Origin of the sequence: Brachybacterium sp. J153, from assembly GCF_036311905.1 — a bacterium.
Classification (GTDB): domain Bacteria; phylum Actinomycetota; class Actinomycetes; order Actinomycetales; family Dermabacteraceae; genus Brachybacterium.
Genome location: NZ_JAZDCH010000010.1, coordinates 67,123 through 85,946, shown reverse-complemented (window position 1 = coordinate 85,946; position 18,824 = coordinate 67,123). Strand labels below are relative to the sequence as shown.

The window sequence follows — 18,824 nt, the reverse complement described above, 5'->3', positions numbered from 1 at the left end:
CCTCCACGAGGACATCACCATGACCGACACCACCGCGCCGATGCCCGCGCCCCGCGCCGCGGCCCCCGACTCCCCCACCCATGCGCGACGCGGCGAGGCCCGCCCCTTCGACGCGATCCTGTTCTCCTCCTTCGGCGGCCCCGACGGGCAGGAGGACGTCATCCCCTTCCTGCGCAACGTCACGCGCGGACGCGGGATCCCTGACGAGCGTCTGGAGGAGGTCGCGGGCCACTACCGCGCGCTCGGCGGACGCAGCCCGATCACCGCGCAGAACGAGGCGATGATCGCCGCGCTCGAGGCGGAGCTGGCGCGCCGCGGCGTGGACCTGCCGATCTACTTCGGCAACCGCAACTGGGCGCCCTACAACGCCGAGGCCGTGCGCGCCCTGCACGCCGACGGCCACCGCCATGCTCTCGGCCTCGTCACCAGCGCGTACTCCTCGTACTCCTCGTGCCGGCAGTACCGGGAGGACTTCGGCATGGTGCTCGAGGAGACCGGTCTGGCCGGCGAGGTCACCATCGACAAGGTCCGCGTCTACTTCAACCATCCCGGCTTCCTCGCCCCGGTGGTCGACGGCCTCGGCGCCGCCCTGGCGAGCCTCGCCGCCGAGGGGCACGACAGCGAGCGGATCGCGGTGCTGTTCTCCACCCACTCCGTGCCGACCTCGATGGCCGAGGCCTCCGGTCCGGAGGAGACGCGGGTCGAGGGCTCCGGCGGCTGGTACGTCGAGCAGCACCTCGCCGCCTGCCGGTGGGTGATGGACCAGCTGCACGACGACGCTCCCGAGCTCCCGGACTGGCAGCTCGTCTACCAGTCCCGCTCCGGGGCACCGCACATCCCGTGGCTCGAGCCGGACGTGAACGACGTCATCGCGCAGCTCGCCGAGGAGGACGCCGCGGACGCCGTCGTCGTCGTCCCCATCGGCTTCGTCACCGACCATGTCGAGGTCGTGTGGGACCTGGACACGGAGGCGAAGGAGACCGCCGCGGAGAAGGGACTGGCCTTCCGGCGCGTCGCGACCTCCGGCGAGGATCCCCGCTTCATCGCCGCCCTCGCGGATCTCGTCCAGGAGCGGCTGGACGCGTCCTTCCCGCGCCGGGTGGTCACCGACTTCGGGGGCACCCCGGACGTGTGCGGGGCGAACTGCTGCGCAGGACGGATGTGCCGGCCCACCACGAGCGCGGTGGACTCCGCGGCGGACGTCGAGCGGGCGCGGGCGGAGCGTCTCGCCGCCGCAGACGCCGCCGCCGCGGGCGTCGGCACGGCGGGCGCCGGATCGCTCTCATGACCGCCGCCCCGCTGCGGATCGGCACCCGTGCCTCCGAACTGGCGCTGACCCAGTCCGGGCACGTCGGCGCGGCGCTCACGGCCGGCACCGGGCGCGAGGTCGAGCTGGTGCACGTGAGCACCCAGGGCGACCGGGACCGCACCAGCCCGCTCGCGCAGATCGGCGGGACCGGCGTGTTCGTCACCGCAGTGCGTCAGGCGCTGCTGGACGGTGCGGTCGACGTGGTCGTCCATTCCTGGAAGGACCTCCCCACCGCCCCGCTGGACGAGATCACGCTGGCCTGCACCCCGGTGCGGGAGGATCCTCGCGATGCGCTGTGCGCCCGCGACGGGCTCGCCCTCGCGCAGCTCCCGGCCGGGGCGCGCGTGGGCACGGGGTCGCCGCGTCGCGGTGCGCAGCTGCTGCGGGCCCGCCCCGATCTCCAGGTCGTGGGGATCCGCGGCAACGTCGAGACGCGCCTGAACCGGGCCCTCGGCGAGGACGCGGACCTCGACGCCGTCGTGCTCGCCGCCGCGGGCCTGCTCCGGGTGGGCCGCGAGGCCGCGATCAGCGAGCTCCTGCCCGTCGAGGTCATGCTGCCCGCGCCCGCCCAGGGCGCCCTCGCCGTGGAGGCGACCACCGCCGCGCTCGCGCAGGCGCCCTGGTTCGCCGCGCGGCTCACGGCGATCGACGACCCGGCCACCCGCGCCGCGGTCACGGCCGAGCGGTCCCTGCTGCGGGCGCTCGAGGCGGGCTGCTCCGCCCCGGTCGCCGCGTTCGCCGAGCTCGAGCCCGTGCCCGCCGGTACCGCTCCGGCCGAGGCCGAGACCTCCGGCGCGATCGACGCCGCCGTGCAGGTCCTGCGCCTGCGCGCCCTCGCGATCCGTCCCGACGGGTCGCGGGTCGTCGAGGGCGAGGCCCGGATCGACGTGGACCTCGCCGCCGATGCGCTCTCCGGGCCGGGCTCGGTCCCGGTGGCGCTCGGCGAGAAGCTCGCCGCGGACCTGCTCTCGCGCGGCGCGGGCGAGATCCTCGCGGAGGCCCGCGCCTGATGCGCTCTCCCGGGACGCCCGCCTCGCCGGCCGCGCCGGCCCCGACCGCGCGACCCGTGCTGGTCACGCGGCCCGCCGGACGGGGCGAACGTCTCGCCGCCCTGCTCGAGGCGGAGGGGTTCGCGGTCGAGCACGCGCCGTTGACCCGCCTCGTCCCCAGCGACGGCGAGCAGCTGCGGGCCGCCCTGGTCCAGCTGGCCGCGGGCGGGTTCACCCATCTGGTGGTCACCTCCCGCACCGCCGCCGAGCGCCTGGCGGGCATCCGGGTCGAGTCCGGGACTGCCGTCGTCGCCGTCGGCGAAGGGACCGCCGCGGCGCTCCGGTCCGCGGGGATCCCCCCCACCTCCGTGGCCGACGGCTCCGGCGCGGCCCTCGCCGCCACGATGCCGCCGGCGGCCCCCGGCGACCGGGTGCTGTTCCCGGCCTCCGCCGCCGCCTCCCGCACGGTCCCGGACGGCCTGCGCGAGGCCGGCTACACGGTGGTGGAGGTCGAGGCCTACCGGCCCGAGCACGTCGACCCGCCCCCGTCGGTCGCCCGGGGCCTGCCCGTGGGCCGCTACGCGGCGATCGTGCTGACCAGTCCGATGATCGCCCGGCGCGCCGCCGGGATCGGCGTGCACCCCACGACCGCGGTGGTCACCATCGGGGACCCGACCACCGAGGCCGTGCGCGCGTCGGGCCTCGTCCCCGCGCGGCAGGCCCGCACCCCGTCCGACGAGGCGCTCGTCCTCGCGGTCCGCGAGGCCGTCTCCCCGCGCCCCGACCACCCCACCCACCCTCGTTCGAAGGAGACCCGATGACCCACCTCGTCGCCCCCGGCCCGCTGCCCGTGGACCGACCCCGTCGGCTCCGCACCAGCGCGGCAATGCGCTCCCTCGTGCGGGAGACCACGCTGCGCCCCGCCGACCTGGTGCTGCCGATGTTCGTGCGCGAGGGCGCGACCGAGCCGGTCGCGATCTCCTCCATGCCCGGCGTGCAGCAGCACTCGCTGGACTCGCTCGTGCGCGCCGGCGTCGAGGCGGTCGAGCGCGGCGTCGGCGGGCTGATGCTCTTCGGCGTGCCCGCACGGAAGGACGCCGTGGGCTCGGGCGCGACCGACCCCGAGGGGATCCTCAACGTGGGCCTTTCCCGGCTGCGGGCCGAGCTCGGCGACTCGACCGTGATCATGGCGGACCTGTGCCTCGACGAGTTCACCGACCACGGCCACTGCGGGGTGCTCGACGACGACGGGCGGGTCGACAACGACGCGACCCTCGAGCGGTACCGCGCGATGGCCCTGGCCCAGGCGGAGGCCGGCGCGCACCTGCTGGGCCCCTCCGGGATGATGGACGGCCAGATCGCCGCCGTGCGCGACGCCCTCGACGCCGCCGGGCATCTCGACGTGGCGCTCTACGCCTACACCGCGAAGTACGCCTCCGCCTTCTACGGCCCCTTCCGAGAGGCGGTGGACTCCTCCCTCACCGGTGACCGCCGTACCTATCAGCAGGACCCCGCGAACGGCCGCGAGGCGCTGCGCGAGCTGGAGCTCGACGTCGCCGAGGGCGCGGACCTGGTGATGGTCAAGCCCGGTCTGCCCTATCTCGACGTGCTGCGGGACGTCGCCGCCGCCTCGCCCGTGCCGGTGGGCGCCTACCAGGTCTCCGGCGAGTACGCGATGATCGAGGCCGCGAGCGCGAACGGCTGGGTGGACCGCGACCGGACCGTCCTCGAGTCGCTCTTGGCCTTCCGCCGCGCGGGCGCCTCGACCGTGCTCACCTACTACGCGAGCGAGGTCGCGGGCTGGTTCGCGGACGGCCTGCCCCCGCACCTGCGCGAGTTCCACTGAGCCCGGCTCGTCGCGGCGACCTGACCCTGATCCGACCCTCCACGACCCCGGGAGATCCCTCATGACCACCGCCCTCTCCGAGGAGCTGTTCGCCCGTGCCCGCCGCGTGATCCCCTCGGGCGTGAACTCGCCCGTGCGCGCCTTCGGCTCGGTGGGCGGCACGCCCCCGTTCCTGACCAGCGCGAAGGGCGCCCTGCTCACCGACGCCGACGGCACCGAGTACGTGGACCTCGTCGGCTCGTGGGGGCCGATGATCCTCGGCCACGCCCACGAGGGGGTCGTCGAGGCGGTGCGCGAGGCGGCCGGACGCGGCCTGTCCTTCGGCGCCCCGCAGCCGGGCGAGGTCTCGCTCGCGGAGGAGGTGGTGGCCCGGATCGCGCCGGTGGAGCGGCTGCGCCTGGTCAACTCCGGCACCGAGGCGACGATGAGCGCGCTGCGGGTGGCCCGCGCCGCGACCGACCGCGACGTGGTGGTGAAGTTCGCGGGCTGCTATCACGGGCACGTCGACGCCCTGCTCGCCGAGGCGGGCAGCGGGGTCGCGACCTTCGCGATGCCCGGCTCGGCCGGCGTCACCGCCGCGACCGCGCGCGACACCGTGGTGCTGCCCTACGGGGACCGCGCGGCGGTGCAGGCCCTGTTCGCCGGGCGGGGCGGGGAGATCGCAGCGGTCATCACGGAGGCGGCGCCTGCGAACATGGGCGTGGTGCCGCCTCTGGACGAGGACGGGATCGGCTTCAACCGCTTCCTCGCCGAGACCGCGCACGCCGCGGGGGCGCTGCTGATCAGCGACGAGGTGCTCACCGGCTTCCGGGCGAGCCGCGAGGGCTACTTTGGGATCGACGGCGACGGCTGGGCGCCGGATCTCCTGACCTTCGGGAAGGTGATCGGCGGGGGCCTGCCGGTCGGCGCCTTCGGCGGACGCGCGGACCTGATGGACCTGCTCGCCCCGGCGGGGCCGGTGTACCAGGCGGGCACGCTCTCCGGGAACCCGCTCGCGACCGCGGCGGGTCTCGCGACCTTCGCGGGCCTCGACGAGGAGGCGTACCGGACGCTGGGCCGAGCCTCCCTCGCGCTGCAGCAGATGGTCGCCGAGGCCTTCACCGCCGCCGGGGTGCCGCACGTGATACAGACGGCGGGGACGCTCTTCTCGGTGTTCTTCCGGGACGAACCGGTGCGCACCTATGAGGACGCGAAGGCGCAGGACACCGCCGCCTTCACCCGCTTCTTCCACGCGATGCTGGAGGGCGGGGTGTATCTGCCGCCGTCGGCGTTCGAGGCCTGGTTCGTCTCGACCGCGCACGACGAGCGGATCCTTGACCGGATCGGCGCGGTGCTGCCGGCGGCCGCGCAGGCGGCAGCGCGGGGCTGACCTGCCTGGCGCCCCCCCTGGGGAGAGCTCCCCATGGCCCGCGTCGTCGGCCGCTCGTAGCATCGGGGTCATGTCGATCGGCGCGGCCCCGCCCGCCACGGAGGAGATGTCCATGCCGCACATCGCGCGACGTCGCTGGCTGGCCGGCGCGGCCGCTCTGCCCGGCGTGCTCGCGCTCGGAGGGTGCACCGCCGCCCGACCGCTCCTCGGGTCGGAGCCGCCCGGCACCTGCCGCGGACCCGAGGAGGAGATCTCCGACGAGGAGCTCAGGACGGAGCCGAAGGGATACACCGGCCATCCCCCGCCCGCCGAGGAGCATCGCCGCTTCCTCGGGGATACCCTCGCCCTCTCCCCCGACGGCACGATGCTCGCCGCCGCCGAGTCATTCGACCGCGTCGCCCTCGACCTCGCCGAGGATGCCGGCGTCATCCTCTGGGATACGGCGACCGGGGAGGTCATCCGCCGCATCTCCACGCCGGCCCGAGGGGTCATCGCCTGGCATCCGGACGGCTCCCGTCTCGCGATCGGCGAGGGCCGCCGGATCGTGCTGGTCGATCTGGAGGGTCGGCTCGAGCGGACGCTCCTCGGGCACGAGTTGCCGGAGGATCGCACCGCCTACCTCATGTCTCTCGCCGTCCGCCCGGACGGCGGTCAGCTCGCCTCGGCAGGGACGGACGGAACGGTGCGCCTGTGGGACATGGACCCGGAGTCCTGCGGCGACGGGCATCTGCTGCGCCCCCGGGTGGAGAGCAACCAGGCGGTGAGCTACTCCCCCGACGGCTCGGTCCTCGCGACCGGCGGACTCTCCCGGCTCGGCGCGGACACGACGGACAACCCGCCGGAGCTGTGGGACCCGGAGACAGGCGGGCGCCAGGACGAGCTGACGAGAATCCCGGGAAAGGTCTTCTCCCTGGGGTACACGCCGGACGGGGCGCTGATCGCCGTCACGGACGACCCTCCGGCGCTGCTGGCGGTCGAGACCGACGGCGTGCTGATGCCGGGGCCGGTTCCCCCCTCGGCCTTCTTCATGCTCCTCGCCACCGGGCCGGGACCGCGCATCGCCGTGATGGATCCCGGGAGCGAGCTGCTGATCTGGAACCGTCTGACGGGGACCGAGTCTCGATTCGATGCCCCCGAGGGCGTGCAGAGCATGGTCTGGTCCTCGAGCGGGGACGTGCTCTACTGCCTGACCGTCTCCGAGGGCGTCCTGGCCTTCGACGGTACGGACTGGCGGACCTTCGACCTCCCCTGATCCCCGGCCCGGCGCGAGACCCGTCTCGGCCGTCTCGCCCGTTGCGGCCGTCTCGGCCTCGGTCCCGCCGAGCGCGTGAGCCGCTCCGCTGCGGTGACTCGTGTGGTGCCGCCGAGGCTCGTCCAGCGGATGCGGTGGCCGTCGAGGCCGGCGACCTGCTCGACGGCGAGGGTCTGCCCCTCCTTGTCGTTGCACCAGGCGCACAGGCCCTGTCCGTTCTCGAGAGTCGTCGGCCCGCCCGCGGAGGCCGGGTCGATGTGGTCGATCTGGCGGATCGGCGCGTCGCAGAACGGGCCGCGGCAGGTCAGGTCGCGCCAGCGGATGAACCGGGCGAGACCGCGCGGGAAGGCGCGGGCGCGCGACTCGACGCCGACCAGCTCGCCGCTGGTGGGATGCGTGTAGAGGCGGCGGAGCTGGAGTCTCGCCTCGGCGGCGTCGTCGCCAAGCGACCTGTCGAGCCCCCGGGCGAGGTCGCTGAGCGGCCCGACCATCGCCTCTCGGATCGCCTCGGGCGGGACGACGCCGAATCCCTCGAGGTGGGCGGCGTCCCCGCCGCGGGGCGAGAACAGGGTCCGGTCCGTGATGATCACGCCCAGGTCGAGGACGGTCGGGTCCATCTCCTCGCTGCGACCCAGGAGCGTGTCCGCGAAGACGTCGGCCTGGATCTGCTGGTGGCCGCGCCGGTCGCCGTGCGCCCGCAGACGCTCCGCCTCCAGCGAGAGGCGCTTGCCGATGAGGGCTGCGTCCACCGCCGGCAGATGCGCGGAGACGGTGGCCATGCCGTGGTCCCCGGGCCGCACCGTGACGTGCCTCCGGGTGCGAGCGTGCTGGTGGCGGCGGGCCTCCCCGCCCGGATCGGCCAGCTGCACCGCCTCGTCGACGGCACGGCCCCAGCGGGTGCATCCCGCCCCGTCGAGCTCGACGATCCGGATGCCGAGCTGCTCGTCGACCTCGCGCCTCTGCGCGGAGGTGAGCGGGGCGGTGGAGCGCGCCGCACCGTGGACGACCGACGGGGCGGCGTGCCCGGTGGCGAGGGCGCGGAGCAGGTGCGGCATGTCCCGCACCAGCCGCCGGCAGGTGGCCAGGCTGCCGCGGGCCGCGGCGGGCGAGCGCCGGGTGATCATCGACAGCTCCCTCGCGGTGAGGCGGTCCGCCCTCGCCTCGATCTCCTGCTCGGGCGGGACCTCGGCTGCCTCCTGGGCGGCCTTCGCCCGCGCCTCCGCCCGACGGTCGCGGGAGATCGCGTCCCCGAGACCGACGACGGCTCGGGCCTCGAGGGCCTCGAGCGCGCTGAGCGACTCGTGGATCACGCCGAGCAGCGCCGAGAAGTCGCCCCGATCCCGCTGCGCGGCGTCGAGCATCCCCGCGGGATCGGTCGCGCACTCGACGAGCAGCTCGCGCACGTCGGCGAGGAGGATCGAGAGGCCGACGGGGCCGTCAGCGCGCAGGGCGTCGAGGAGCGGGCGATGGGCCTCCCCCATCGCTCCCTCGATCATCTGCGCGATCCGACTCATACCTAGAACCTACGCGCTGCGAGTCGAGAAATCGAGACCTTTTTCGAACTGTGGATAACGTCGTCCGCCCCCTCGGAGCGCCTCCGGGCCACCGCGGGCAGTAGGCCGGATACGCACCCCTCCCTGTACCATAAGGCCAGTTCATCGACCAGAGCGGCCAGACAATGTGGAGAACCATGGACTGGGGAGGAAGCATCCCTCGTGCCACGACGGAGAATCCCGAGAGAATCTCGTCGACAACCTCTAACCCCCACAGACTTGGGGTTATTCGAGCCCTATTCCCCCAAGTCTGCGGGGCTTAGCGGGGACGCGGGGCCATCGGGAACCGTCACCCCCGCCCCGTAGGATCCCCGCAGACCCGGCCCCAGCCCCTCCCCCAGACACACAGGACGCCATGGCCCGCCGCACCGCCACCCGCCCGCCCGCGATCACGCCGCTGCGCCTGCACGATCTCGAGCCTGCCGCGGCCGAGGACCTCGACGCCCATCAGCTCCACGAGGCCCTGTCGCTGCACGACGTCGATCTCTCCGGCCGCGACCTCGAGGGGGCGACCCTCACCGAGTGCGAGCTCGTCGGCGTGGCCGCGGCGTCGGCGCGGTTGCAGCACGCCCGGATCCTCGAGACCCGCCTCGAGCGCTGGGACGCCCCGGTGCTGGACGCCTCCCGCTCCACCTGGCGAGAGGTGGAGCTGCTCGAATCGCGCCTCGGCGCCCTGGACCTCTACGACGCGGAGATCCGCTCGACCCGCATCGTCGGCAGCCGGATCGGCTGGCTCAACCTGCGCGGCAGCACCCTCGAGGACGTGGTGCTCGAGGACTGCACGCTCGAGGAGCTGGATCTCTCCGGGGCCACGGCGAGCCGGGTGCTGCTGCGCGACTGCCGGGTGGACAGCCTGTTGCTCGCCGGGGCGCGGCTGCAGGACGTGGACCTGCGCGGCCTCGAGGTCGGCGGCATCGCGAACCTCGAGGCCCTGGCCGGGGCGACCCTCGACGCGGAGCAGGTCGCGGCCCTCGCGCCCGCCTTCGCGAGCCACCTGGGGATCCGCGTCGAGGGCTGAGCTCGCCCGGCTCGCGCGCCGTCGGCGACGGGTACTCCCGGGGCCTGGACCTCGACGAGCTGCGAGAGTTTCAGGAGCGGGCCGGCGTCGACCCCTCCTGATCAGCCCCTCGACCACGACCGCCGCCCCGCATCGGCTCTGGCTCAGCCTCGGCGCCGCTGTCGTGGGCGATGGCGCGCTGTCCCCGGTCAAAGATCGGGTTGATAGCCTGCCGACATCGGATGCCGGCGGTCGGGGGACCGTCGATGAGCACGTGTGATCAGAGATGAGCAGGGGGAAGAGCATGGAGTTCCTGGGGATGACCCCGGAGGAGGTGCGCGAGCACGCGCAGCGGATGCGGGACGCGCAGCGGCTGCTCGAGGAGCGGCGGGGCGTGCTCGAGGCGCGCGTCCTCTCGAGCGAGGAGATCTGGCGCGGCACCGATGCGGAGCGGTTCCGCGACCGATGGAGCGCCGAGGTGTCCCCGCAGTGGCAGCAAGCCCTCGCGCGCCTGGACGCTGCCGCGGACACCGCCGAGACCGAGGCCGACGAGCAGGACTCGGCCTCCGACGGCGGAGGCGGTGGGACGCCCGGCGGCCAGGGGCGCTCGGAGGGCGACGACGAGATGGTCGTCGCCAAGGGCGAGCCCGGAGACGGCGTCGCCGGCGACGAGCGCCTGGATTCCAAGGTCCAGACGGCGTGGCACACGATGGAGGAGGACGAGAAGAAGAAGGTCCTCCAGGCCATGTACGACGAGGAGATGGAGAAGTACGGCCTCGAGCCGGTGGAGCTGGTCTTCGAATCCGACCTGCAGGCAGCCGGGGAGTGGCGACCGGACGAGCGGGTGATCGCGCTGAGCGACTCCGAGCAGTCGCTGTCGAACGCCCATATGCTGCTCGTCCCCGTCCATGAGGTGCGCCATGCCGCGCAATGGGATTTCGTGGACCAGACCGAGCCCGGGCGATGGGACTGGCTTCCGTTCGTCGACTCGAAGGCGGAGGAGTACGAGAGCATCGAGGAGGAGCACGGCGTCACGCGCGAGGAGATCGAGGACTGGCGCGAGAACGGTCGGCCCGGCGAGTACATCGGGTGGCGGGAGGACCCCGAGGCCTACGAGGCCCAGCCCGTCGAGTTCGACGCGCGAGAGCAGGAGGACGTCGTCGCGAAGAGCATGACGCTCGAGGATATGAACCGCCTGCAGAGGAAGGCCGGCGTCCCCGAGACCCGCGTCAGCTGATCTGTCCACCCCGCACCGTCCGCCCGAGACCGACCCGAAAAGAGGCACCGTGGAGTTCCCCGACATCGTGGAGGCGTTCCTCCTGGACCCGACCCCCGAGACCCGGCGGCCGCTGCGCGCCGCGATCCTCGCCGACCCGACCTTCGACCCGCACCTCTCCCTGCGTGCTCTGCTCGGCGCGGGGCCGACCCCGCAGGCCGTCGTCGACACGATCACCGCCCGGATGCCCGGGCTGCTGCTCTCGCCGCAGGGGCACGGCCTGCTGGCGCGCGCGCATCAAGCCCTCGGCGACGAGGCATCGGCCCGCCGCGAGCGGACGCTGAGCGCCGTCTCCCTCCGCGAGATCGCGGCCTCCGGCGCCGGCACCGAGGACTCCCCGCTCGAGGTGCTCCGGCTCCAGGACGAGTACGACCACCTGCAGGCCGCCGACCGCCGCACCACCGCGCAGAGGCTCGACCGCACCGATGCGGGCGAGTGCGACGTGCACACGCTCGAGGACGGCTCCGAGCTGTGGTTCCGCCTGCTGTGGCGGACCTCCGCGGCGGGCTGACCCCTCCCCCTCAGCGTCTCCGCCACAGGCGCCGCTACCGTGCGGTCACCGGGGGAAGGGTGGCGAGGGGCGGAGGCGCGGCGGGCGCGGCGCGGCGAGGCGGGCGTCGAGCATCGCCCGGATCCCGGGCCACTCGAGCGACAGGATCGAGTACACGACGGTGTGGCGGATCGACCCGTCAGGCAGGACGCGGTGGGCGCGCAGGATCCCGTCCTGTTGCGCACCCAGGGCCTCGACGGCGCGGCGCGAGGCGAGGTTCAGGTGGTGGACGCGCAACTCGACGCGGAGCAGGTCGAGGGTGTCGAAGGCGTGACCGAGCAGCAGGCGCTTCATCGCCGTGTTCACGCCGGTGCGGTGCACGGAGCGGGCCAGGTAGGTGTTCCCGATCTCGAGGCCCCGGTCGGCGAGCGCCAGGTTCATGAAGGTGGTCAGGCCCACCACGCGCTCGTCGGCCCCGTGCACCCCGTCGGCCTCGCGCACGACGGCCCAGGCGAGACGGGTGCCAGCCTCGACATCGGCCAGGAGACCGCGGACGGAGCCCTCGACCGCCTCCGGCGCCGGCACGTGCGGGGCGAAGGGCAGACGGTGGATGTCCCCGTCGGCCACGACCTCGCGGAGCCCGGGCACGTGCCGCGCCTCCAGGGGCTCGAGGCGGATTCCGTGGCCGGCGAAGGTCACCGGCTCCAGGCGGGCGGGCTCAGACATGCGACCTCCGGGCGTGCTGCTCGATCGCCATCTCGTAGTAGCGCAGCAGGTCGTCGGAGGCGTTCTCCCAGGAGAACTTCTCCGCCTCGGCGCGGGCGGCCTGGCGGATCGACGCCCGCAGCGACTCGTCGCCGAGCCGGTCGAGGGCCGCATCGAGGCTCGGCTCGTCGTCGTGGTCGAAAAGGAGCCCGTCCACCCCGTCGGTGACCTGCTCCATCGTCGGGCCCGAGCGGGCGGCGACGACCGGCAGGCCGGAGGCCATGCCCTCGAGGATCACGAGGCCGAGGGTCTCGGTGACCGACGGGAACACGAACGCGTCGGCGCTCGCGAAGGCGCTCGCGAGCGTCTCCCCGCCCATGAAGCCCGGGAAGGTGGTCGCGGTGCCGCGGAACATCTCCTCGAGCTCACCGCGGAACGGACCGTCGCCGACGATCGCGAGGGCCACGTCGTCCCGGCGGTCCATCATCGGCCGCAGCCGGTGGATCTCCTTCTCCGCGGCGAGGCGGCCGACGAACACCAGCAGCTTCTTCTCGGGGTGCCCGCCGCTGAGCCGCGCGCGCATCTTCTCGCTCGCGAAGCGGGGATGGAAGGTCTGCGTGTCCACGCCGCGCCGCACCACATGGAGGTTCTGCAGGCCGTGCTCGGCGAGTTCCGCCTTCATCGTCTCCGAGGTGGCGATGTTGACCTCGGCCATCGCGTGGTTGCGCTTGATCTGCCACCACACCGCGGGCTTGCCCCAGCGGTAGGCCCGGTAGAGGTCCAGGTAGCGGGGGATGTGGGTGTGGTAGCTGGCCACCAGCGGGATCCGCTGGCGCCGCGCGGCGAAGGCCCCCGAGGAGGCCAGCAGCAGCGGCTGGGCGGCATGGACGACGTCCGGGTGGAAGCCGCGGATGATGCCGTCCACGGTGGGGCTCGGGAGGGTGAAGCGCCGATGCTTGTAGAACGGCAGCGTCACCGGGCGGATGCCCACCACCCGTGCCCCGTGATGCTCGGTCACCCCGAGATCGGGGGCGATCACCATGACCTCGTGCCCGAGGTCGGTGAACCGCTCGACGGCGTGGCGCAGACGCGTCACCACGCCGTCGACGGAGGGCAGGAAGGTCTCCGTGACGATCGCGATCTTCACGGAATCCGGCTCACTTCCAGGTGACGGTGGGCATGACCAGCTCGCGCTTGACGCGATCGGTGTTGGCCTTCGCGATCTCGAGGACCTCGGCGAGGTGCTCGTCGGTCAGCAGGTGCGGCTGCAGGCCCAGGTCCAGGAGGTTGGTGTTGACCGCGTTGTAGTAGTGGTCGTACTTCTCCACGCGGGGGTTCTCGGTGTTGGCGATGTTCGCCTCGAGGCCCATGCCGCGAGCGACCTTCTGCACCTTCTCGGCGAGCTCCTTGACGGAGAACTGCTCGGTGAACTGGTTGTAGACGCGGAACTCGCCGCGGTCGGCAGGGTTCTCGCACGCGATCTCGATGCAGCGCACGGTGTCCTGGATGTCCAGGTAGCCGCGGGTCTGCGAGCCGTTGCCGTAGACGGTGAGGTCGTGGCCGATCGCGGCCTGGATGATGAAGCGGTTCAGGGCCGTGCCGAACACCGCGTCGTAGTCGAAGCGGTTGACGAGGCGCGGGTCGCGGCGGGTCTCGTCGGTCTCGAGGCCGTAGACGACGCCCTGGTTGAGGTCGGTCGCGCGGATGCCCCAGATGCGGCAGGCGAACATGATGTTGTCGCTGTCGTGCACCTTGGTGAGGTGGTAGAAGGAGCCGGGCGCCTTCGGGAACGGCAGCCGGTCCTTGCGGCCCTTGTGCTCGATCTCGATCCAGCCCTCCTCGATGTCGATGTTCGGCTGGCCGTACTCGCCCATGGTGCCGAGCTTGACGAGGTGGCAGTCGGGCGCGAAGTCCTTGATCGCCCACAGGACGTTGAGGGTGCCCTCGACGTTGTTGCGGTGGTTCTCGATCGCGTGCTCGCGGTCGATCATCGAGTACGGGGCGGAGCGGTGCTCGGCGAAGTGCACGAACGACTCGGGCTGCAGGTCGCGGAAGATCGAGGCGACGGCCTCGTAGTCGGTCAGGTCGGCGATGCGGACGGCGATGTCCTTGCCGGAGACCTCCTTCCACGCCGCGACCCGCTCCTCGAGGGAGAGGATCGGGGTCATCGAGTTGGACCCGAGCTCCACGTCGATCTCGCGGCGGACCAGGTTGTCGACGATCGTGACGTCGTGCCCCTTCTCCGACAGGTACAGGGCAGTGGGCCAGCCGCAGAATCCATCTCCACCGGCGACGACGATCTTCATTGCGAGAGTCCTCCAAAGGGTCCAGGTCCCGGCGTGCTCACGGACACCACAGCCGGATTGTGAAACGTCGTGTCCGCTCTTAACGTAGTGCAGGTCGGGTGCCGCTCAAAGACGACGGACGCCCGCGTGAACAGCGGAGGAACAGGCCATGACGAATGCGTACGACGACGGCTCCGAGACGGCCGCTCCTCCCGCTCCGGACACTGTAGCCGCGCCCGAAGGGGCGATCCTGGGGGTCGCCGAGAGCTACTCGGCCCCGTCCCAGCACACCCCGCACGTGCAGCATGCCCCGCCGCGGCCCCGCCCGCTGCCGGACACCTCGCGCCGCGTCCTGGTCATGGGGATCGTCAACCGCACCACCGACTCCTTCTTCGACGAGGGCCGCACCTTCGCGCTCGAGAAGGCGGTGGAGGCGGGCCGGACCGCCGCGGCCGCGGGCGCCGACCTGGTGGACGTGGGCGGTGTGAAGTTCGCGCCCGGGGAGGCCCTGCCCGTCGCCGAGGAGATCGAGCGGGTGGTCCCCGTGGTCGCGGCGCTCCGCGCCGAGCTCCCGGCCGACGTGCTGCTCTCGGTCGACACCTTCCATGCCGAGGTCGCCCGCGAGGCCATCGCCGTCGGTGCCGACCTCATAAACGACACCACCGGGCTCTCCGATCCGCGGATGTGCGAGGTCGTCGCGCGGACCGGCGCCTCGCTCGTGATCACCCACTCCCTCGCCGCGCCGCGTCAGCCCTATCCGCATCCGCAGTACGACGATGTCGTCGAGGAGGTGCGGGACTTCCTCGCCGCCCGGCTCGAGCGCGCCCTCGAGGCGGGCGTGCCGCGGGAACGGATCCTGCTCGACCCCGGCCCGGATCTCAACAAGAACACCCTGCAGACCCTCGAAATCCTGCGCGAGTGGCGCGAGTACACGGGCATGGGCCTGCCCGTGCTCGCGGCGCTGTCCCGCAAGGACGTGATCGGCGAGACGCTCGGGCTGCCCAAGGAGGAACGGCTCGAGGGCTCGCTCGCGGCGGCCGCCTGGGTGATCGCGCGGGGCGCGCGGATCCTGCGAGTCCACGACGTCGCCGAGAGCGTGCGCCTGGTGCGCATGCTCGAGGTGCTCGCCGGGTGGCGGGAACCGGCCGGCCCCTTGGTCCACAACGTCTGATCGGCCGGTCCACGGGCCGCCGGCCGCGTCTCCCCTCAGGAGTGCGCGGCGAGCACCGCGTCGGCCAGGCGCGGCATGACCTCGCGATGGGCGTCGCAGAAGTCGTGGGAGGTCCCGACCACGAGCGCCAGGTCGGCCTCGCGGTCCACCCAGAAGGCGGTGCCGCGCATCCCGAAGTGGCCGAAGGTCCCCGGGCTGTTGCCCGACCCGGTCCAGTGCGGGCTCTTGTGCCCGCGCACCTCGATCCCGAGCCCGAAGGGGTTGGGGCTCTGCTTGCCGAAGCCGGGCATGATCCCCACCAGCTCGGGGAACGAGGGGGTGGTCAGCTCGGCGTCCCAGCGAGGCTCGAGCAGGGTGGGGCGGAGCAGCTCGGCGGCGAGCAGGGCGAGATCCGCGAGCGGCCCCGCGGCGCCGACGGAGGCGGACCCCTCCCACTCGAGGCGGGTCATGCCGAGCGGCTCGGCGAGCTCGTCCCGCACCCAGTCCTCGAGGTCGCGGCCGGTCGCGCGCTCGAGATGCCGCCCGGCCTCGTCGATCCCGAAGTTGGAGTAGTGCCGGCGCAGCCCGGGCGCCTGCAGCGTCGACTCGGACTCGTAGAAGTACCCGGAGGCGTGCGCGAGGAGATGACGGAGGGTCGAACCGGGAGGCCCCACCTCGTCGTCGAGGCTCATCAGGCCCTTCTGCAGGGCGAGCGCGCAGGCGAAGCCGGTCACGGTCTTGGTCACCGAGCGCCAGGGCCGCACCCGCTCGAGGTCGCCTCGCGCCTCGCGCACCCCCTCGGGGCCGAGCACGATCGCCGCGGCCTCGAAACCGAAGTCATCGAGCGCGCCGAGCGCGCCGAGCTCCTCGTGGGCACTCACGACCGGGCCCCGAAGCGCGCGAGGATCGCGTCGGTCAGCGGGGGCCAGGCGCGCACGTGGTCGGGGCCGAAGGGCCGCTCACCCAGGAAGCAGGCGGTCAGGCCCGCCTCCGGATCAGCCCAGAGGAAGGAGCCGGACTGGCCGAAGTGGCCGACGGTGCGCGGCGAGGAGGCGGAGCCGGTCCAGTGCGGGTCCTTGTGATCGCGGATCTCGAGGCCGAGGCCCCAGTCGTTCGCGCGCTGCCGCCCGTAGCCGGGCAGGATCCCGCCGAGCCCCGGGAACTGCACGCTCGTGGCCTCGCGCCACAGCGCCGGGGAGATCAGGGTGGGCGCGAGCAGCTCGCGGCCGACGGCGAGCAGGTCCCGCACGCTGCCGTGGTAGCCCGCGGCCGGGGAGCCGGTGGGGTCGAGGTCGACGAGGTCGAGCCCGGCCACGACGGTCTGCTCGACCCACTCGGGCATGTCGTAGCCGGTGGCGTCCTCGAGGTGGGCGGCGAGCACCTCGAAGCCGGTGTTGGAGTAGTTGCGCCGCTCCCCGGGCGCGCCGAGCAGCTCCTCCCCCGTGAAGGGATAGCCCGCGGTGTGGGCGAGGAGGTGGCGCACGGTCGACCCCGCGGGGCCCGCGGGCTCGTCGAGCTCGAGCAGGCCCCGTTCCACCGCCACGAGGACGGCGAGTGCGGCGATCGGCTTGGAGACGCTCGCGAGCGGCCAGGCGCGCGTCGCATCGCCCTGGATGTGGAGCACCCCTCTCGCGTCCGCGACCCCGAGCGCGTGGGCGAAGTCGACCCCGACCTCGAGCGGCGTCGGATCGGGCGGCGGGGCGGTCTGCGGCGTCACGGGGCCACTATGGCACGGCGCTGCAACGGGGCCCGTGCGGGTCCCGGCGAACGCCCCGACATCCGTCCAGAAAACCTACCGCCGAGAAACCAGCGCCCGACCTGCGCCGTCACAGAACCCTCATATCCGCACGTCCGGCCAGCACCTTTTCCTTCTTGTTTACTCTTTCTTGACTCTCGATACTGAGTCCACCGCCACCGTCGGCGGCCGCACAGCCGATCCCAGAGGGGGGACCGTCATGACCATCCATGTTACCGAGAGACCGACCGCGCCCGAGGACCCGCAGCGGCTCACGCCGGGCCGTCGGACCCTGCTGCTGGGCGTGGGGACGCTCGGCGCGGGGCTCCTCGCCGGCATCGGACCCGCGAGCGCCGCGAGCACCCTGCGCAAGGGATCCAAGGGCGCCGAGGTGACAACGCTGCAGAAGAAGCTGTGGGCACTGCGCTACTGGTGCGGCACGGCCGACGGCTCTTTCGGACATCTCACCCAGCAGGCCGTCTGGGCGCTGCAGAAGTCCGCCGGGCTCTCGAAGGACGGCGTGGTCGGGCCGAAGACCTGGGCGGCGCTGAACAACGGGGTGCAGCCCTCCCGCCGGATCACCAGCGGCATCGGCTTCGAGGTGAACCTCTCCCGGCAGGTGATGATCCTGACCACCCAGGGGCGTCTCGGCTACATCCTCAACACCTCGACCGGCAGCGGGGAGCGCTACTACTCCGGCGGGCGCTGGAAGACGGCGACCACCCCGAAGGGCGACTTCTCGATGTTCCGCCTCTACTCGAAGGGCTGGCAGAGCGGCCCGCTCGGGGACCTCTACCGCCCCGGGTACTACGACCGCGGCTGGGCCGTGCACGGCTCCTCCGCGATCCCGCCCTACCCCGCCTCGCACGGCTGCTGCCGGATCTCGACCGCCGCCTCGGACCTGCTGTGGTCGGTCTCGTGGTTCCGCGAGGGCCGACGGGTGCTCATCTACTGAGCGGCCCCGCCGAGCACGCCCACGACACGAGCGAGGGGCCCGTCGCGCGCGACGGGCCCCTCTTTCACGCCTCCTGCACGAATCCCTCGCCGCCTCGCCGCGCCGAGGGCGGTCCGGTGACCAGGTCGCGCGCTACGATCAGGAGGGCGACCGGCCCCTCCTCCTGGGGCGACCGACTGGACAGCGAAGGACCACCGTGGGGATCTTGGATCGGATCGAGCGCGGCCTCGACCGCGGCGTGACGAGCGTGTTCTCGCGCGGCGGCGGCCAGCTGAAGCCGCTCGACCTCGCGCAGGGGCTCAAGCGCGAGTGCGACGACCAGATCCAGGTGCTCGACCGCACCCGGACCCTCGCCCCCAACGTCTACACGGTCTACCTCCACTCCCAGGACTACGACCGCTTCGACTCGTGGCAGGACACCCTGCTCGACGAGCTGCAGCGGGTGGTCATGGAGCACGCCGACAAGCAGCGCTACATGTTCGTGGGCGCGGTCTCCGTGGACCTCCAGCGCGATGACGAGGTCCGCGCGGGCCGCTTCGAGACCGAGTCCCGCACCGAGCGGGGCTCCGTCGCGCCCGCGACCGGCGCCGCGCAGTCCGCCGCGGGAGGCAACCCGATCATCGAGATCGACGGCCAGCAGTACCTGCTCACCGGGCCGGTCACCGTGATCGGGCGCGGCGGCGACGCGGACATCATCCTCGAGGACACCGGCGTGTCCCGGCACCACCTCGAGCTGCGCGCCGACGTCGACGGCGCCCTCGTGGCGACGGACCTCGGCTCGACCAACGGCACCTTCGTCGACGGCGAGCGGATCCGCACGCCCGTCACCCTCCACGACCGGTCGCTGCTGAAGATCGGGCGCACCCGGCTGACCGTGCTGCTCCCCGCGGCCGGTCAGGCCCAGTGGTGAGCG

At 73.0% G+C, this 18,824-nt stretch carries 18 protein-coding genes; 12 read left to right on the top strand and 6 right to left on the bottom strand.

Translation table 11 applies throughout. The features are described 5' to 3' along the window. Positions 1-19: 19 nt before the first annotated feature. The 6 genes from V1258_RS05935 to V1258_RS05910 all read left to right on the top strand — a co-directional run bounded on the left by V1258_RS05935 (position 20) and on the right by V1258_RS05910 (position 6,765). Positions 20-1,288, top strand: a complete 1,269-nt coding sequence (locus tag V1258_RS05935) for a ferrochelatase (protein WP_329748794.1) — start codon at positions 20-22, stop codon at positions 1,286-1,288. After that, positions 1,285-2,319, top strand: coding sequence for a hydroxymethylbilane synthase (hemC, locus tag V1258_RS05930; protein WP_329748793.1), 1,035 nt, complete (start codon positions 1,285-1,287; stop codon positions 2,317-2,319). Before V1258_RS05935 ends, hemC begins: the two co-directional genes overlap by 4 nt. Beyond that, entirely contained in the window at positions 2,319-3,119 is an 801-nt protein-coding gene (locus V1258_RS05925) for a uroporphyrinogen-III synthase (protein ID WP_329748792.1), read from the top strand. Before hemC ends, V1258_RS05925 begins: the two co-directional genes overlap by 1 nt. Continuing rightward, on the top strand, positions 3,116-4,144 hold the full coding sequence (gene hemB, locus V1258_RS05920) for a porphobilinogen synthase (RefSeq protein ID WP_329748791.1): 1,029 nt from the start codon (positions 3,116-3,118) through the stop codon (positions 4,142-4,144). Before V1258_RS05925 ends, hemB begins: the two co-directional genes overlap by 4 nt. A 61-nt stretch (positions 4,145-4,205) precedes the next feature. Beyond that, positions 4,206-5,513: a glutamate-1-semialdehyde 2,1-aminomutase gene (gene hemL, locus V1258_RS05915; protein WP_329748790.1), complete on the top strand. Its 1,308-nt coding sequence runs from the start codon at positions 4,206-4,208 to the stop codon at positions 5,511-5,513. 70 nt (positions 5,514-5,583) lie between these two features. Continuing rightward, positions 5,584-6,765 (top strand): WD40 repeat domain-containing protein, encoded by a 1,182-nt coding sequence (locus V1258_RS05910; RefSeq protein ID WP_329748789.1) that lies wholly within the window; start codon positions 5,584-5,586, stop codon positions 6,763-6,765. Here the strand turns inward: V1258_RS05910 and V1258_RS05905 are convergent. Further along, positions 6,693-8,279 (bottom strand): HNH endonuclease, encoded by a 1,587-nt coding sequence (locus V1258_RS05905; protein WP_329748788.1) that lies wholly within the window; start codon positions 8,277-8,279, stop codon positions 6,693-6,695. The two genes, V1258_RS05910 and V1258_RS05905, sit on opposite strands and share 73 nt — an antisense overlap. A 394-nt stretch (positions 8,280-8,673) precedes the next feature. On the opposite strand from V1258_RS05905, the gene V1258_RS05900 reads away from it, so the two are divergent. The 3 genes from V1258_RS05900 to V1258_RS05890 all read left to right on the top strand — a co-directional run bounded on the left by V1258_RS05900 (position 8,674) and on the right by V1258_RS05890 (position 11,102). Beyond that, positions 8,674-9,336 carry a pentapeptide repeat-containing protein gene (locus V1258_RS05900; protein ID WP_329748787.1) on the top strand — a complete coding sequence of 221 codons (663 nt, stop codon included), beginning with the start codon at positions 8,674-8,676 and terminating at the stop codon, positions 9,334-9,336. Between the two features lie 265 nt (positions 9,337-9,601). Further along, positions 9,602-10,552: a WXG100 family type VII secretion target gene (locus V1258_RS05895; RefSeq protein WP_329748786.1), complete on the top strand. Its 951-nt coding sequence runs from the start codon at positions 9,602-9,604 to the stop codon at positions 10,550-10,552. A gap of 49 nt (positions 10,553-10,601) precedes the next feature. After that, complete coding sequence (locus V1258_RS05890; RefSeq protein ID WP_329748785.1) at positions 10,602-11,102, top strand: hypothetical protein; 501 nt, start codon at positions 10,602-10,604, stop codon at positions 11,100-11,102. A gap of 45 nt (positions 11,103-11,147) precedes the next feature. Here the strand turns inward: V1258_RS05890 and V1258_RS05885 are convergent, their stop codons facing one another. The 3 genes from V1258_RS05885 to V1258_RS05875 are packed head-to-tail and all read right to left on the bottom strand — an operon-like array spanning position 11,148 to position 14,092. Continuing rightward, positions 11,148-11,807 (bottom strand): GNAT family N-acetyltransferase, encoded by a 660-nt coding sequence (locus V1258_RS05885; RefSeq protein ID WP_329748784.1) that lies wholly within the window; start codon positions 11,805-11,807, stop codon positions 11,148-11,150. Beyond that, positions 11,800-12,933 carry a glycosyltransferase family 4 protein gene (locus V1258_RS05880; RefSeq protein WP_329748783.1) on the bottom strand — a complete coding sequence of 378 codons (1,134 nt, stop codon included), beginning with the start codon at positions 12,931-12,933 and terminating at the stop codon, positions 11,800-11,802. Before V1258_RS05880 ends, V1258_RS05885 begins: the two co-directional genes overlap by 8 nt. Before the next feature lie 10 nt (positions 12,934-12,943). Beyond that, the gene (locus V1258_RS05875) at positions 12,944-14,092 is read right to left on the bottom strand and encodes an NAD-dependent epimerase/dehydratase family protein (RefSeq protein ID WP_329748782.1); all 1,149 of its coding nucleotides are present in this window, start codon (positions 14,090-14,092) and stop codon (positions 12,944-12,946) included. 148 nt (positions 14,093-14,240) lie between these two features. Between V1258_RS05875 and folP the strand changes: the two genes are divergently transcribed. Then, positions 14,241-15,242, top strand: a complete 1,002-nt coding sequence (folP, locus tag V1258_RS05870) for a dihydropteroate synthase (RefSeq protein WP_329748781.1) — start codon at positions 14,241-14,243, stop codon at positions 15,240-15,242. Positions 15,243-15,277: 35 nt separating this feature from the next. Here the strand turns inward: folP and V1258_RS05865 are convergent, their stop codons facing one another. Next, positions 15,278-16,102 (bottom strand): serine hydrolase domain-containing protein, encoded by an 825-nt coding sequence (locus V1258_RS05865; RefSeq protein WP_329746372.1) that lies wholly within the window; start codon positions 16,100-16,102, stop codon positions 15,278-15,280. Then, positions 16,099-16,938 (bottom strand): serine hydrolase domain-containing protein, encoded by an 840-nt coding sequence (locus V1258_RS05860; RefSeq protein WP_329746371.1) that lies wholly within the window; start codon positions 16,936-16,938, stop codon positions 16,099-16,101. Before V1258_RS05860 ends, V1258_RS05865 begins: the two co-directional genes overlap by 4 nt. Positions 16,939-17,176: 238 nt before the next feature. Here V1258_RS05860 and V1258_RS05855 point away from each other — a divergent pair, with 238 nt between their 5' ends. After that, positions 17,177-17,911 (top strand): L,D-transpeptidase family protein, encoded by a 735-nt coding sequence (locus tag V1258_RS05855; protein ID WP_329748780.1) that lies wholly within the window; start codon positions 17,177-17,179, stop codon positions 17,909-17,911. A 196-nt stretch (positions 17,912-18,107) separates the two neighbouring features. Next, positions 18,108-18,821: a DUF3662 and FHA domain-containing protein gene (locus V1258_RS05850; protein ID WP_329746369.1), complete on the top strand. Its 714-nt coding sequence runs from the start codon at positions 18,108-18,110 to the stop codon at positions 18,819-18,821. Positions 18,822-18,824: the final 3 nt, after the last annotated feature.

Excerpts from the sequence above, each read along its gene's own strand:
- V1258_RS05935 (WP_329748794.1), top strand. The coding sequence starts at position 20 with ATGACCGACACCACCGCGCCGATGCCCGCGCCCCGCGCCGCGGCCCCC.
- hemC (WP_329748793.1), top strand. The coding sequence starts at position 1,285 with ATGACCGCCGCCCCGCTGCGGATCGGCACCCGTGCCTCCGAACTGGCG.
- V1258_RS05925 (WP_329748792.1), top strand. The coding sequence starts at position 2,319 with ATGCGCTCTCCCGGGACGCCCGCCTCGCCGGCCGCGCCGGCCCCGACC.
- hemB (WP_329748791.1), top strand. The coding sequence starts at position 3,116 with ATGACCCACCTCGTCGCCCCCGGCCCGCTGCCCGTGGACCGACCCCGT.
- hemL (WP_329748790.1), top strand. The coding sequence starts at position 4,206 with ATGACCACCGCCCTCTCCGAGGAGCTGTTCGCCCGTGCCCGCCGCGTG.
- V1258_RS05910 (WP_329748789.1), top strand. The coding sequence starts at position 5,584 with ATGTCGATCGGCGCGGCCCCGCCCGCCACGGAGGAGATGTCCATGCCG.
- V1258_RS05905 (WP_329748788.1), bottom strand. The coding sequence starts at position 8,279 with ATGAGTCGGATCGCGCAGATGATCGAGGGAGCGATGGGGGAGGCCCAT.
- V1258_RS05900 (WP_329748787.1), top strand. The coding sequence starts at position 8,674 with ATGGCCCGCCGCACCGCCACCCGCCCGCCCGCGATCACGCCGCTGCGC.
- V1258_RS05895 (WP_329748786.1), top strand. The coding sequence starts at position 9,602 with ATGAGCAGGGGGAAGAGCATGGAGTTCCTGGGGATGACCCCGGAGGAG.
- V1258_RS05885 (WP_329748784.1), bottom strand. The coding sequence starts at position 11,807 with ATGTCTGAGCCCGCCCGCCTGGAGCCGGTGACCTTCGCCGGCCACGGA.
- V1258_RS05875 (WP_329748782.1), bottom strand. The coding sequence starts at position 14,092 with ATGAAGATCGTCGTCGCCGGTGGAGATGGATTCTGCGGCTGGCCCACT.
- folP (WP_329748781.1), top strand. The coding sequence starts at position 14,241 with ATGACGAATGCGTACGACGACGGCTCCGAGACGGCCGCTCCTCCCGCT.
- V1258_RS05855 (WP_329748780.1), top strand. The coding sequence starts at position 17,177 with ATGACCATCCATGTTACCGAGAGACCGACCGCGCCCGAGGACCCGCAG.